A 16,077-nucleotide genomic window follows, 5' to 3' on the forward strand; every position below is an offset into this window, starting at 1 on the left:
TACTTCAGGCTTCTTCAATACAGATTGCAATGTCTTTCACTTCGTAAATACGCAGACCGTCTTTACTTAAGTTGGCATCACCCACGATGATACGTTTACCGTCTTCATCTTTAATCGCTGTGATGTGTACATCTAATGACATTTGCTTGTTCAGTGGGTTAATTTGACCACGGTATTTCCATTTCACTTCAGATTGAATTTGACCAAACTTCGGTGAACGGAAACCTGCGCCTAAATCTTTGTTTAGGGCATAAGTTTGCATCAGTTCAATAATTGCTTCTACACCTAGTGATCCAGGCATTACAGGATCTTGGTGGAAGTGGAATTGGAAGAACCAGTCACTTGGGTCGATAGTACGCTCGGCATATAAGTAACCCAAGCCAGCTTTACCACCATCACTGGTAATATCGACTTTATCGATGAAGTTCAAACGGCCGCCAGCTAACTGGTAGTGCGGTTGTGCTTCACCTGTTGCTGAAAGTGGCGCGTTGAAGTAACGGCTTTCTTTATCCAGTAAGTTAATGCTTACGTCAGGCGTACGGTTATTATCAACATGCCATGGGTAGGTGACTTGACCGTTATCTAGGCCAAGCTGATCTTTTAGTGCTGCACCTTTGAAGTAACCAAATACTGCCGTGCCTTCATAGAAAGGTACACCGTCGGTACTTAGCTCGAAGCTGAAGCTTTGAACGATGTTGGTACCCATCATTACCGTAGACAGTAGACGCGAATCGTTGACGATAGTTTTACCACGCAGGTCGACATTGCGCAGCATCTTGCCGCTACCATCAAGGTTACGGAAGAACAGCTCTAAGCCTGGGAAGCCAAGTGTTGTACCCATGTAACCAGAGATGAAACCGTTTGGTTGTAATGAAATTTCCATTAGTATCGAATATGGCATCAAGCTGCTGTGGCTGTTTTCATCAAAGTACCATGCGTTTTCTGGCACTTCATATTCAGCAATACATGATGACGGCGTTTTAAAATCGCCACGTGTACCGTTAACTTCGATAACACGAGTTGTTAGCTGTAAATCGCCACACGGAGTACGTGGTGGGATCATTCCGCGATAGATAGAGAAATCAGGACCGAAACACTTTTCAATATCACCCGTTGCGAACTCAAACATATGGTACGGCGTGAACGGTACTGTGTCAGGTGTACGGTTTTGGTAATCAGGGACGATAGGTGCTTCAATATGTTGAAGAGGGATAACACCTTTATTGGGCGCAGTATTCAAGTCAGGTACTTGTGCCATTAAGGGCGCATTCGCTGATGCTTGTTGGCTGATAGGTGCTTCAACAGGCGCAATAACGTCTGCTTGAGCTGGCGTACTTTCTGTAACATAGCCTGATGAACCAAGGTAGCGAGTACATTCTGATTCTTCTTTGATCATCACGCCCAAGTTTTGGAAATCAACCACAACTTTGCCATCAAGCAAGATATCAATGTTTGCTTTTGCATATGGGCGAGGGCTTAAACCAATCTCGGTCACTTCCATGCGGTAAGTTAATACTGCTGATTGAGGTAGAACCTGACCACGACAACGTACTTGCTGCGGTGCATTTTCAAGTGGTTGGAAACGACCATTTTCCACTTGTGTGTGCATGCCCAAGTACATCATGAAGAACTGTAGTAACTGACCACAACCTTCTGCCATTAATGAACCAGCCATCACTGAGTCATCTTTAAAATGACAAGGGAAGTACCAGTGATCAGCTTCAAGTTGCTTGTGACCTTCGATTAGACCCAGTCCCCATGTACCACCTTGTGGATCAACATGGCTAACTTGTTCAATCATCATGAACTTATCAGAGCTGAAACACAGTGATGGTTGATGACGGTCTGAAATATGACTTTCACCGAAACAGCCAGCGATATTTGCGTCTAACAAGTTATGCAGTGTCTGGTAATCAAATTGTGTTTTCTGGCAATGCAGAAGCGGGTTGAAACGCTGCTTAACCGCTAGGTTTCTTGATTTGATTTCATCTTCAGTGCGAATAACACCTTTACCGTCAGCCAGCTCTTCATCGGAGAAGAAACCCGCACAGCCGTTATCCATTTTCAGGATCATCTTATCGCCGACGAAACATTCGTAAGAGAAGAAGAACAGCAAGGTATCGCCATTACGAGCAAAGTTATTAATAGAGATATCGTAACGTAGCGTATCACCACCACGAGGCAAGTCACCAAGGAAGGTCAGCGTACAATCTAATAGACGGTATACACGCTCGCCTTTGTTTTCAAAATCGATACCTAAGTAGCTTATTAGCATCAAGTCACACTGACCTGATTCTACTGCAACAGCCCAAGGGATTTGACCATCAACCAAATACGGTGCATCAACAGGAATATCGTATTCTGTCGTCATTGTGCTTGGCTTGTACTCAAGCATGGTTGCATCAAGCTTTGTTACTCGAGATACCAACAGGTAATCTGTGGTTGGTAGTCTTACACGGCGAGAATAGTTATCGATCACTGCATAGTCAGGACCAAACACATTAGCGATATCGCCTTCAGCGTATTCCACTAAATCTTCGTAATCCCAGATGCAAGGCTTGCGAATAGGGTTAACAACCGCAGGCGTTGCAGCCACATTCACTGGCACTGCCGTTGATGCTTCTGTTAGTGCTGGAGATGGTGCGGACTGGTGATCAAATACTTGACCTGTAGCGGCATTCATCTGAGCCGTTACTTCGTTCAATTGTGCCTTTAATAAGGCATCTGCCATCTTCAAACCTTGTTCACGGTTTTGAAGGAATGCTTGATGAACTTGTTGAGCGAGTTGTTGGTTTTCAACAAACGCAGAACTTTGGAATGCAGTTAAATCATGCTTATTTTTAGCGGATAGGACATTGGTCATATTGCTTTGAATACCTGTAATCGGCGTCTGACGAGGTGTTGTCAGAATCGGGGATACTGATGGAATTGCTGCTGGCTGTACGATGCTTTGTGGTTGAGCAACGGGTTTAGCAATAGCTTGAATGCGAGGCTGTTTAATCTTCGGCTCCGTATTCGCGACTTTCTGCTGAATGTGTTGAATGTCAGAAAGTTCGGCTGTCACGATATGTTGGTAAATATCGCGTCCACCAAGGGTAACTTGCTTAATTAATTGACGTTTTGAGTCGTTAGCCAACTCGCTACTTAGTCGTGTTGTTAACGACTGAGTTTCGGCATTGGTTTGGGTTAACAACAGTTGAGAACACTGGTTTTCGCTGACGTTAGCCACGATAGCCGCTTTAGTTACCGCAGCCGTTACCGTAGCATTTAGGCTTAGCAAGCCATGAAGAATACTTGCCATACCTGATGCCGCGTAACAATGACCTAAACGTTGATTAGCCTGAATGTGTGTAGCAGATGGCAGTGGGAACTGCACAGCATCAACACTTTCTGGTGCTTGGTTTAGCTCCAATAGGTTAACGTTGTTTGCTGCAATACCCGCAGTAGTTAGCAGGCGATCGCTAATGATATTGCTTTGAGCGACAGAACCAAAATCCAACGCGGTGATTTCGCCGTAGCTGTTTTTCGTTGATGCGTTATCCGTATCGACAAGAACGATAGCTCCTGCACCTTCACCTACATTCCAGCCGCTATCTTGCGCATGTAATGCAACAGGTGTAACGCTGTTTTTAAGGATGATTTGTTCAACGCTACCACTTAAATCAACGGCAGCAATAACCACTGCATCTAATGATTCTTGCGACATGAGGTTTTGTGCAACATCAATACAACGCGCAACAGATTGTTCAGCGGCTGAAATAGTGAAGGCTGGACCATTAAAGTCCCACAATGAGGCAATACGCGACGCCATTATGTTCCCAATGAAACTGGTGTACTGGTTTAGCTTTGCAGCATCCAGAACACTATCCATCGCAATGGCTTCAAGCGCTTGGTATTCACTATCTGTAAGCTGAACACCCATGTTTTCTAGGCTGTCAGCAAGTTGGGTATGTAAATTTACACGTCCACGGAACTGGTGCATTTCGAGTTCCGTTTCCATTGCAACCAATACAGCAACTTTTTGACCGACTTCAAGCTTTGCATCGCGAATGGCTTCATCGGCAACTTTCATCAACAAAAGCTGTTGTGAAATTAGACGGTCATCTTCATTCGGTGGCACTTTAAAGCGTAAGAAATCCAATTCAAACTGATCAATGTATGCGCCATGTGGAATCGTATCTAATCCAAACTGGCTTAATAGTTCTGGATGTTGATCTAAGCCTTTCCAGCGTTTTTTTGGTAAGGCAACAAAGGCATCAGTATTCGTTGTAATGGCGTTATGTAGGGCACTAATGGTTTTTAATGAACCGAAATGTGACGCGAGGCCTGTTACTTTCAATGCTGCAGAAGCTACTGGTTTTACAAGGCTATTCGTCGCTGAGCTATTTGCTGCCGAGTTAGCTGAATGAGCTTCAAGTAATAGGTGGGCATTACAGCCACCAAAACCAAATACTGACACGCCAGCACATCGTTCAGTATTACCTGCTTTGTCTGGCCAAGCTTGAACTTGAGTCGGTAGAGTGTGTGAACCGAACAAACCTTCAGGTGATGATAATGGCGTTGAAAGGTTAATGCTCGGTGGTAACACACCTTCTTTCATTGCAAAGATCATTTTCATGATCCCGGGCATGCCCGCAGCCGTTAACAAGTGGCCTAAATTCGATTTTGCAGAACCAATAAGCGGCGCTTGAGAACCGTTTAGTTTGTCGGCAAAGAAGCGCTCCATTGAGGTCATCTCAACTTTGTCACCCAAAGGTGTACCTGTTGCATGGCACTCAATGACTTCAATACTTTCTGGTGATAAATTTGTCGCTTCATAAGCACGTTCGAATGCTTGGACTTGTCCTTTGCTGTTCGGGCTCAGTACGAACTGGCCACGACCATCATTAGATAAGCCAATACCGCTAACAACGGCATAAATATTATCGCCATCACGCTCTGCATCTTCTAGGCGTTTTAGTACTAAAACACCAGCGCCTTCACCGGCAAAAAGCCCTTTACTATTGGTATCGAATGGAACCGATACACCATGGTCAGGGTAAGCGTGGAAGATAGAGAAACCCATGTTAATGAAGAATGGGTCTGCACCAGAAACCGCGCCCGCTAACATCATGTCTGCTTTACCTGTACTTAGGTAATCACAGGCTAACTTTAGTGAATAGACTGAACTTGCACATGCAGCATCTAGGCTAAGCTGTGCGCTGCCTAAACCAAGCGCATCGGCAACGAGCTTAGATGCATTGTGCGCCGCAGAACCGTTCGCAGGGTTAAGGCTAGTAATATTTGCGTTTGATGGGGTTAATGAAAAGTGTTCATTTCCCAGTTTGGCTTGTAATGCTTTCTCTACTACCGAATGGTAAATCGGTAGGAATAAGTCATTTGAACGCTTAGTCGGGAACGAAAGGGCACCCATAATAACACCCGTACGTTCAAGTACGGCGTCATCTAATGGAATGCCAGCATCAGCCAGTGCTTTGCGGCTGGTATCTAGTGCCCAAAGAAAGCTTTCATCTAAACCTTCAAATGTCTCTGCTGGCAAACGGTATCCGTTGCTATCAAAAGAGAAATTTTGAATGTAGCCGCCTTTATCACAATAAAAGCGATCTGATTCACCTTGTATACCCTGATAAGCATCAGGGTTAGCCCCTAATTTTTCAGGGCTCAACGTGGTGCGAGAATCTTTTTTAGCGAGCAGGTTTTGCCAGAAATCCTTTGGCGTATCCGCATCAGGATATTGATTCGCTAAACCGACAATGGCAATTTTCTTGCTTTGGGAAGCAGTACTGTGTTGAGAACTCACACTGGCTCTCCTTGTGTAGTGTTCGGTGTGGTATTCGCTGAAGATGCACTGCGTAATTTCAGTGTATTCACTTGTTCTTCTAACCCTTGAAGCAGGGGAGAAAGTGACAGCGGTATTTGGTGCGTAATTAACTGGGCGATGCACTTAAGCAAAGTAACAATATCTTCGCCGCCTTTTGCATTCGCCGCGACAGTACAACTCTCAGTTGTTACGTTATCTGTACGGTTTATCTTATCGATAAGCGTACTGGTTTGTCTGTCGGCACCAATTTCAACAAATAAACGTGCGCCTTGTTCACGAGCGGTGCGAATCAAAGCGGTAAAATCGAGTGTTGTGCAAAAGGTATCAGCAATGGAATTAGCAATACTTTGGCTATCGATATTCACAGGCACGTTTTGATTTTGAGGTAACAGCCCAGCTGCGCTGATGAACTTAATGTTCGTTGGTAGCTGATCACATAATGGCTGAGTATAAAACTCGGTGACTTGTGAATGCTGACTTAACGCTGGTGTGGTGTGCATGGCGGTTACACGATTCGCTGCAATACCGCGTTTACCAAGCTTTTTGAGTAAAGCACGACACGTCGCTTCACAACCTGCTAATACACAAGTATCACCTTGAATAATCGCAAGGTAGGCGCGTGGGAACTCAGGCAATAATGCTTCAATGGACGCCGAATCACAGCGAACAACAAAGCTATTCCACGTAATTTCTTCTGCATCAGTTAATTGCCATGCTTCACGTACTGCAGTTAGTTTACCTGAAATAGCAGTTGTGAATATTGGGCTCGTTTGGGTCAGTTCGATTAATGCGTGCGGATTTTTCCACACACCTAAACTCGCCCACATCGATGCTTCACCTTTAGAGTAACCTAAAGCAAAATCAGGCTTAACGGCAAATTCTTCGTAGAGTAATTGAGTTAACAAATAGCTGCTACCAACACCAGCAATCGCTAATTCACCGAGTGTCATTTCGGCTGGATTTTCACCGTATGTTTTTTCAGCTTGTAGCATTTCTTTCAGGTTTCCTTCGCGCTCTAGTTGTGCAAAAAGTGCGGGGAAATACTGATGAAATTCGCGGAACATGCCAGGGTATACAGTACCAACGCCTGGATACACAAAAGTAACGCCACCTTTGCTATTGGGTGCTGGCGAGAAACAACTACCGGCTGGTGTTTTGTAATGACTTTTCTCTGCTATTACTTTTGGTAAAGTATTACTGATTGCAGATATTTCCTGCAAAACAGCGGCAACAGAAGCGCCTTGAAGCACGATAGTCGGTAGTGATGCGTTTACTGATGTCAGGGAAATTGCAGACGAAATATCAGCTTGAAATTGCTTTAAGTTTTCCGCCATTAAAGAAATAAGCGTGGCGTTGTCATTTGCAGTCAAGTTATCAGGGAAGCCTGTTAAACGTTGCTTTAGCTGCTCTAATTGCACTGATAATTCTGTTTCATTCAGCCCTGAGAGGACGAAGAATAAGCGAGAGGCGTTCAGTAATGATTGCGCTTTTTGTAACCCTGTTGCTTGCGTTAATACCAAGCTACTTTCTGAATCAGAATGGGCATTAAACGTTAAACTTGCCACGCGTGCTTTATGGGGCTCAGTAAACCAGTAATGGTTTTTATTGTTTGCCGTATTGTTTGCAGCATGAGCTGTCGCATTGACTGTACGGCGAGCAATATCATCAACCATGTTAAAGAAAGCGAGAAACTGCTGATCGGCAGCTAATGTTTCAGATGTTTGTTGATGACTGAGATCGGCCTTTTGGCGACGAGACTGGGTGAGGGCTATTTCTATGCTATTAACAGAGCCTTCAGCAAAGCCTGCAAGGTACGCGTGGGGGTGGATTTTGTTTTTAGCTGCAGCTAAACCGCTAAGCATCAGTAAACAATGTTGTGGTTCGTTCGGCTTACACTGAGAGGTAAGTTGAACTAACTGACCTTGGTTTACCGCTTGAATCGCAGTTTGAAGCGCGGCATTGAAGTCATCATTAACCGCAATATGTTGAACTGCAGGTAATGACGCTAAAATATCGGCAGAAAGCCCAGCAGCATCTGCTGCTTGGGCTAAAAGAGCGATGCGCAATGGCATCGCTTTATTAGAAGAATCAGCCACTATGACAGAAGCTCCTTCTCTGGCTCAGACTTCACCAAAAATGCCTCATTTAGGCTTTTACTGATCGTTATTTTAGCGCTTTTCATAACAGCACTTAAACGACCATCTTGATGGTAAAGTGAGATGTTAGCTTGTAGTGAACGCGTCGTATTTTTAATTACGTCGAGTTCTAACCAACCTTTATCACCCGCTTGCATTGGTTCATAAGAAACAAATTCACCAATGGTAGAAGGTAGACTTGCAGCACCGTACTTCAAGCGCGCCCACACCAACATTGCTTGTAATAAGCAGTCTTCAGCGAAAGGCTGGCAACCACCAAGGTGTTGGGTTGGAACAAATGCGCCACAGTCTGTATCTGCCACTGTTGGCAACTGGCACTGTGCGAGCAAACCAGCATCATCAAAACGTTCAACCGTTGTAATGCCTTGCAGCCTTGGGCCATGGAACAGGGTGCCATTACTGTATAAGGCTTTAGCTGTTGTTACGGGTTCATTTGAATCTGCTGTAAAAGTTTTAGCTTGTGCAACGGATACGGGTTCTACAACCAGCATCGCTTTGTACTGAGGACGACCTTGGCAGCTGATCAATGCTTTGATTTGATCCGTTGCTTTTTCGTCTGGCGTCAGTGTTAATGTGAGCGTTTGTATTTCATTCGTATCAAAGATCACGCCTTTAAGCAGTTTGTAGTCGCGAACAGTAACGTTCGCTCCTAACAGTTGCTCTGCTGCTTCACGCATCCATTGAATGGCACACACTGTCGGTAACACTGGGTTACCGGCAATGCAGTGATCATTGATGAAAGGCATTGCTTTCGGGTCAAGATCGCGTGTTACAGTAATGCTTGAATTCAGCGGACTCTTTGCTACTAGCATAGACTCCGCATCAAGCTTTTTTACAGCGGCTTCCTTGTTGTCTGAACCTTGCATGCTTGTACCCACAAGCAGTTGAATACCTGTTTCACTTAGCAGCTGAGAGCTAAATAGTTCAGCACCCGCTTGAAGAGGAATCACGTATACACCACGGTCAGTAAACATTTTCTTCAATGCTGCGTTTACCATGCCACCGTCCCACGGTCCCCAGTTGAAGCTCATTACTTTTGCTTCAGGGTTACGTGCAGATAGCTGTAATGCAGCTTTATTCAAGATTTCATTGGACATCGCGTAATCGCTTTGACCAGTGTTGCCGTAGAAGCCAGCAGCTGATGAGAACATCGCAACCAGTTTTAGCTTGTCGCTGTTTAATGCGTTAAGCACAGCTTCAAGGCCGCCTACTTTTGTGCCATAAACAAGGTTTAACTCATCAAGTGTCTTATCTTGAATATGCTTATCAGCGAGTACGCCTGCGCCATGAATCAGACCCGTAATATCATTGAACTGAGACAATGTTTTAGCAACAGAGTCACGGTTTGATACGTCAAGGCTTATGTATTCAGCACTCGCACCCACGTTAGCAAATGCAGAAAGAGCAGTGTTAATTTCAAGGCTGCTTAATACAGGCTTGAGTAACGCGTCTACTTTCTTCGGTGTTGGTTTATCACCAGACGTTTGAATATGGCGAATGGCTGCCGGCTTTAGCTCGTTGGTTTGTTTACCTTGTGCCCATTCTGGCAGTTCGTTTACCGTAATATGCTGACTACGGCCTGCAAGAATGAAGTGTGATTTACACTGTTTAGCCAGTGTTAATGCACATTCAAACGTAACGCCTTTAGCACCGCCAGTCACAAGCACTTTATCGTTCTTGTCTAGTTTGGCTGAGGTGTTTTTTGTTAGAGCATTACCAGCATCGGTTGCAATCAGTGTTGCTCGACCAGATTCACCGTTATTCGCATCAGCAAGACCCACTTCAACAGTGTGAGTATCGATATCGAATAATTCGGCTGTTACTGCTTCTGCAAGATGACGAGCATCAAGCGTTGGTGCAACATCCAGTGCGCGACAGAATACTGTTGACCATTCGTGGCTCAATGTTTTCGTTAAACCAGATAATGCCGCTTGGTTTAATTCTGCATTGATAAGCTGTTCTGCATTCAAGTAACCGAAACCACCATCAATACGGCTTACCGTAAAGAAGGCACTGCGGTTTGTTGCTGCGTTTAACTGAGTTTTAAGCAATTTCGCGAATAGGAAAGCCATAGAAATGCTTTCTTTTGCAGTTGCATGCAATGTTACAGCAGTTGCTTTATCTGTTTTAGCATCGGTTGCAAGAGGTTGTAAGTGAATGAATCCACCAATTGCTTTTTGCTTGCTCTCAATGTCTGAAATGACAGTTTTGATACTAGCGTCATCAATGCTTGCTAATGTGTAGCTCGCGATTTCGCTATTTAACGGTGACGCGGCAGATAGAGGACTACGTACAACAGCAACTTGAAGGCCGTTTGCACTTAACTTTTCTGCTAGAACACCGGCATTGTGACCATCATCGGTAATCACGATACAAGCTTCTTTGGAAAAACAGTCTACTAATTTATCTACCGCTGGTAACTTTTTTAGCGCCACCTCGCTGTGAGGAGGAAGCTCTACATTGCTTGTTTCTGCAATAACTTCAACAACGGGCGTAGAAGGTGCTGCTACTGCTGAAGTGTTAGAAAGCTTGCTTTGCATGTAAGCAACGATTTCGCCCAGTGTACGACACTCAGCTAAATCTTCAGGGTTAAGTTCAGGCAAACCCGGTAGTTGGTCTTGCACGGTACCTAGAATTTCAACACGCTTGATAGAGTCGATACCAAGGTCAGCTTCCATGTCCATTGCAAGGTCTAGCATTTCTGCTGGGTAACCTGTTTTATCGGCAACCACATTCATCATCGTGTTTTGAACATGTGCAGCGTCTAAACCGTTTGATGCAGGAGCCGTAGCTACAGCTTCATTTTGTACCGCAGCTGTTTGTACTGCTACATTTTGTGTAGAGACAGCAGGTAGTTTGCTGTTCATGTAGTCAACGATTTCGCCCAGTGTACGACACTCAGCTAAATCTTCAGGGTTAAGCTCAGGCAAACCCGGTAGTTGATCTTGCACAGTACCTAGAATTTCAACACGCTTGATAGAGTCGATACCAAGGTCAGCTTCCATGTCCATTGCAAGGTCTAGCATTTCTGCTGGGTAGCCAGTTTTATCGGCAACCACTTCAAGCATTGTGCCTTGAACTTGTGCTGCGTCTAAACCGTTTGATGCAGGTGCCGCTGTTTGAACCGCTACATTTTGTACAGAGACAGCAGGTAATTTGCTGTTCATGTAATCAACGATTTCGCCTAGCGTACGACACTCAGCTAAATCTTCAGGGTTCAGTTCTGGTAAGCCCGGTAGTTGGTCTTGCACTGTACCTAGAATTTCAACACGTTTGATAGAGTCGATACCCAAATCTGCTTCCATGTCCATCGCAAGGTCTAGCATTTCAGTTGGGTAGCCAGTCTTATCAGCCACAACGTCTAGCATTGTGCTTTGAACTTGCGTTGCGTCTAAGCCATTTGATACTGATACTGATGCGATAGAAGCAGAAGCAACTGGTGCTGCTACAGCAGAAGCTGCAGGAAGCTTGCTGTTCATGTAGCTTACGATTTCGCCTAGCGTACGGCATTCAGCCAAATCTTCAGGATTTAACTCAGGAAGCGTCGGTAGCTGCTCTTGAACCGTACCTAGAATTTCAACACGCTTAATAGAGTCGATACCCAAATCTGCTTCCATATCCATTTCTAGATCAAGCATTTCAGTTGGGTAACCAGTTTTATCTGCAACCACTTCAAGCATTGTGCTTTGAACTTGTGTTGCGTCTAAGCCGTTTGATGCTAAAGGAGCGGAAGCAACCGTTGCTGAAACAGAAGAGGCTGCTGGCATTTTACTGTTCATGTAAGTCACGATTTCGCGCAGCGTACGACACTCAGCTAAATCTTCAGGGCTTAGCTCTGGCAGATTTGGCATTTGGTCTTGCACTGTACCTAGAATTTCAACACGTTTAATTGAGTCGATACCTAGGTCTGCTTCCATATCCATATCAAGATCTAACATCTCAGTAGGGTAGCCAGTTTTCTCTGCAACCACTTCCAGCATAACTTGTTCTGGATTCGCAGTTTGAACAGCCGCTTGTGCTACTGCCTGAACAACTGGTGTTGCTTTAACTGTTTGTGCAACAGGTGCCGCGATTGGCGCTGAAGCAACAGGCGCTGATTGTTGAGTTTGAACAACAGTCTTAACCGGCGCAGGTGTCGCGACTGGCGTAGCAACTATTGGCGTAACTACTGGTGCAGCAGGAGCCACTGATACTTGCTGAACTGGCGTCTGATAAACCGGAACCTGATGAGCAGGCGCTTGTGAAGTCAACATACCTAATGCAGAGTTATTGCTGTTTGCTTGTAACTCAAGGTAGTGGGCATGTGCTTTTAACGTTTCAGCTTGGTGCTGATGGAATAGCTCCATTGAACGTTGTAGGCTTTCTGGAATTGTAATACCAGCCGTTGCCATTTTAGCTTGTTCTGTCATCAATGCCGTGAACGTATCACCGTATTGCTGAGGAATTGCTAAGAACTGTTGATGAAGTTCAGCGGCCTGCTGTTGTGCACTGAAGAAAGCATGCAACGATGCATCACCGACTGGCAGTTGTGACGTTGCTTGTGTAACAACTTGAGCTGGAGCTGCTGTTACCGATGGCTGTGGCGCTGCTTGTGCTGTTGACTGTACAGTTACAGCCTGCGTTGGCGCTGCAGCAACAGGTACTTCGCGAATTTCCGTTTTAATCACTTCTTTTTCCACAATTTTTTCAATGATTTTTTCAACGATTTCAGTTTTAGTGCTTACTTCGCCAGTTGTTAATGACTTAGCCATTTTTGCACGAGTAGCTGGACTGATGTAATTCGCTGCGTTTAGTTTGATGTTCATTGGTGATGTTGCTGCTGGTGGTGCAATCTCTGCTTGATACGGGTCGATATTATCTAGCGAGATACCCACAACAGCGAGCTGAACTGCAGCTAAGCGTAATTGCTGATCACTATCACCCTTAGGGTTCGGGTTAATACTGATCGTGCAAAGCTCATCGGCTTTATTAGTTAACGTCTTTTCAACCAGCTTTTGTAGAATGTTCTTTGGTCCGAACTCGACAAATACACGTGCGCCAGCATCATACATAGCTTCAAGCTGTGTGCTGAAACGAACAGATTGCAACATATGTTGCTTGAACGCTTTCTTAATGACCTTGCCATCGCTCTTATGCAGTTCACCGGTTGCATTCGAATACAACGGCAATGCTGGGGTGCTGAACGTTGCTTTATCAATTGCAGTCGCAAAAGGTTTTTGTGCGTGAGCAACTAATGGCGTGTGGAAAGCGCCAGAAACAGGAAGAGGAATCGCTTTGAAGCCTTGCTCTGTTAGTGCTTTTGCAGCAAGTTGAGCACTGTCGGTAGGGCCCGCAATAACTAGTTGTGTTGGTGCGTTGTAATTAGCAATGCTTACGCCTTCAAATGCACTAATGCATTTTTCAACGTCTGCTAGCTTATCAGCGTCAAGAATAACAGCGTACATTGTGCCGCTATCACCTTTTGCTGGTGTTGCTGCCATTGCGTTACCGCGAGCAAAAGCAAGTTGGTAGTAATCATCTTGAGAGATAACACCAGAAGCGCATAGGGCACTTAACTCACCAAAGCTGTGACCTGCAACCATGTCGGCTTTAAAGCCCGCTTGCGTTAGCAGTTCAAACTGTCCCATCGACATCACACCGATTGCACTTTGTGCATTAGCGGTATTAGTCAGTAAAGCCTCTTGTGCTTGTGTACTTTCTTTATTGAACATTGGAATAGGGAACAGAATCTGTGACAGTGCTGTTTTCTTACTCTGACCAAATACTTGATCGGCTTTCGCTAACTGTTGGCGCATTTCAGGGTAGTGACACGCTAGCTCACGGCCCATGTTGAGGTACTGTGAACCTTGACCTGCAAACAATGCCGCAACTTTTGCTGAATCATTGCCGCTTACAAGCGCTGATTCGCGGTAGCTTGTACCACTAGGAAGCTGCCAATGCGTTTTAGTTTGGCTTTCTAGGTTTGAAATCGCTTGAGCAAGCTGAGTGTTTAGCTCTTCGCTTGTTTTAACAACTAGACCTAAACGTGCATGTGATGCTTCGATGCTGCGTAAACCATGGCTTTCAGCCAGTGTTTCAAGATTCACACTATCGTTTGCAAGATTTGCTGACGTTTCTTTTAAGCTAGCAATCAGTGCTTCGCGAGACGCTGCGCTAAACAATAACGTTTGTGCGACTTGGCGCTGACGGTATTTGTCACCGCGTGCATGTTCTGGTGTGTATTCTTCCAATACAATGTGGAAGTTTGTACCACCGAAACCAAATGAACTGATACCAGCACGACGTGGCGTACCATCAACACGTTGCATCCATGGACGCGTCTGTGTATTGAGGTAGAAAGGTGAGTCCTCAATATTCAGTTTAGGGTTAGGGCTTGTTACGTTGATTGTTGGCGGCAGTACTTTATGGTGCAGTGCTAAAGACGCTTTGATTAGGCCAGCAGTACCTGCTGTTGATTTAGTGTGACCAATCTGAGATTTCACTGAACCTAATGCGATGTGTTGCTTCTCGTCATTACCTTCACTGAATACCGAATTTAGGCCACTGAATTCTGCCACATCACCAGCTGCTGTACCTGTGCCGTGGGCTTCAAGTAAACCAAGTGTGTGCGGTGCAAAACCAGCATCGTCGTAAGCTCGTTTAAGTGCTTTAGCCTGACCTTCAGGGCGAGGCGCATAAATACTCTTAAACTTACCGTCTGAAGAGGCGCCAACACCTTTAATTACTGAATAGATACGGTCGCCATCACGTTCTGCGTCTTCAAGACGTTTAAGCGCAATCATGCCGATACCTTCACCAATCATCATACCTTTCGAGTCAATATCGAATGGTTGAATTGTTTCGTTGGTGGTAAATGCAGGCGTTTTAGAGAAGCTCATGTACATAGTTGGTGAGTTATCGGTACACACACCACCTGTGATCATCATTTCGCTGCGGCCTTCAACAAGCTCGCTTAATGCCATACGCAATGCAGCAAGAGAGCCCGCACATGCAGCATCAACGACACAGTTCATGCCACCAAGGTCGAAACGGTTAGCAATACGACCGGAGATAACGTTACCCAAAGAACCTGGGAATGAGTTTTCTTCCCAGTGAATGTATTGATCTTGGAATTTCTTAATCAACATTTCACTGTCTTCGTCAGTGATACCGCTGTTTTTGAATACTTTTTTGAGAACAGGGTATTGAAGACGAGCGTTAAGGCTTTGACTGATCTTCTGACCACCACCCACACCAAGGGTAATACCGATTTTGTCGCGGTCGTACGTTTCAGGAAGATTAGCATCAGCCAATACTTCTTTTGCTACGATCAGTGAAAGTAGCTGTGACGTGTCAGTTAGTTCAAGAATGTTAGGCGGAAGCCCGAATTCCATTGGGTTGAAATCAACTTCCGGCATAAAGCCGCCACGCTTACAGTAAGACTTATCCGGTGTGCTTTTGTTTGCATCGTAATAATCTTCTGGGCGCCAGTGAGTTTCAGGCACATCTGTAATAGCATCAATTTTCTCGCTGATAAGATCCCAGAACTTATTCAAGTAACGGGAATTCGCAAACATACTCGCCATACCAACAATCGCAATTGGCATGTCTTTAAGACGTTTATTGAGTCGCGTATCTTCCTGCGATTCAGACGTGGTTTTCGGGGTTTGGCTCATCATGAGTCTCCGCTTAACACCCAAGAGCTGGGCGTCATATATTCGGTGTGGGCGTTGCGATTAGGCAACTGTTGAAAAATAAGAGTGAAAAAATGACATAACGCATGTGTGAGTACAGGCGCTAAAAATTGATTGGAAGCGTCATGGCTTCGGAATGTACGAGTAGAAAGATTATGCATATTTATGACTGCATTTTTTTGACATTCGACGATGCACAGTTGTGCTTTCATTCGTAACGGTAATATCCATCGTAATCCTGCTGTACTACTGCTGCGATTATCAAATAAGGAGGCACTTACCATCCGTAATGAAAGCATGCTTAATCAGTTAATGGTTGAGCAGACTACCCGAGGACGCTTTTCGTTACAATCACTGGAGCAAGAGGTTGGATCACTTCAGACCAGTTTTAAAAAGCAATTTCCGAGCATTTGTAATGTTTAGGTTA

General features: G+C 44.9%; 3 protein-coding genes. All 3 read right to left on the reverse strand.

Annotation, left to right across the window (positions count from 1 at the left end; all coding sequences use genetic code 11):
* Nucleotides 1-4: 4 nt before the first annotated feature.
* Genes C9J12_RS22760 through C9J12_RS22770 form a run of 3 tightly spaced genes read right to left on the reverse strand, consistent with a single transcriptional unit; the run spans nucleotide 5 to nucleotide 15,632 of the window.
* Nucleotides 5-5,800 (reverse strand): hotdog fold thioesterase, encoded by a 5,796-nt coding sequence (locus tag C9J12_RS22760; RefSeq protein WP_107244794.1) that lies wholly within the window; start codon nucleotides 5,798-5,800, stop codon nucleotides 5-7.
* Nucleotides 5,797-7,917, reverse strand: coding sequence for a PfaB family protein (locus tag C9J12_RS22765; RefSeq protein WP_170111855.1), 2,121 nt, complete (start codon nucleotides 7,915-7,917; stop codon nucleotides 5,797-5,799). The genes C9J12_RS22760 and C9J12_RS22765 overlap by 4 nt, the downstream gene beginning before the upstream one ends.
* Nucleotides 7,917-15,632 carry a type I polyketide synthase gene (locus tag C9J12_RS22770; protein ID WP_107244795.1) on the reverse strand — a complete coding sequence of 2,572 codons (7,716 nt, stop codon included), beginning with the start codon at nucleotides 15,630-15,632 and terminating at the stop codon, nucleotides 7,917-7,919. Before C9J12_RS22770 ends, C9J12_RS22765 begins: the two co-directional genes overlap by 1 nt.
* Nucleotides 15,633-16,077: the final 445 nt, after the last annotated feature.

This window comes from Photobacterium frigidiphilum (assembly GCF_003025615.1).
Taxonomy (GTDB): Bacteria; Pseudomonadota; Gammaproteobacteria; order Enterobacterales; family Vibrionaceae; genus Photobacterium; species Photobacterium frigidiphilum.

Coding starts and splice junctions, on each gene's coding strand:
- C9J12_RS22770 (WP_107244795.1), bottom strand. CDS start 15,632: ATGAGCCAAACCCCGAAAACCACGTCTGAATCGCAGGAAGATACGCGA.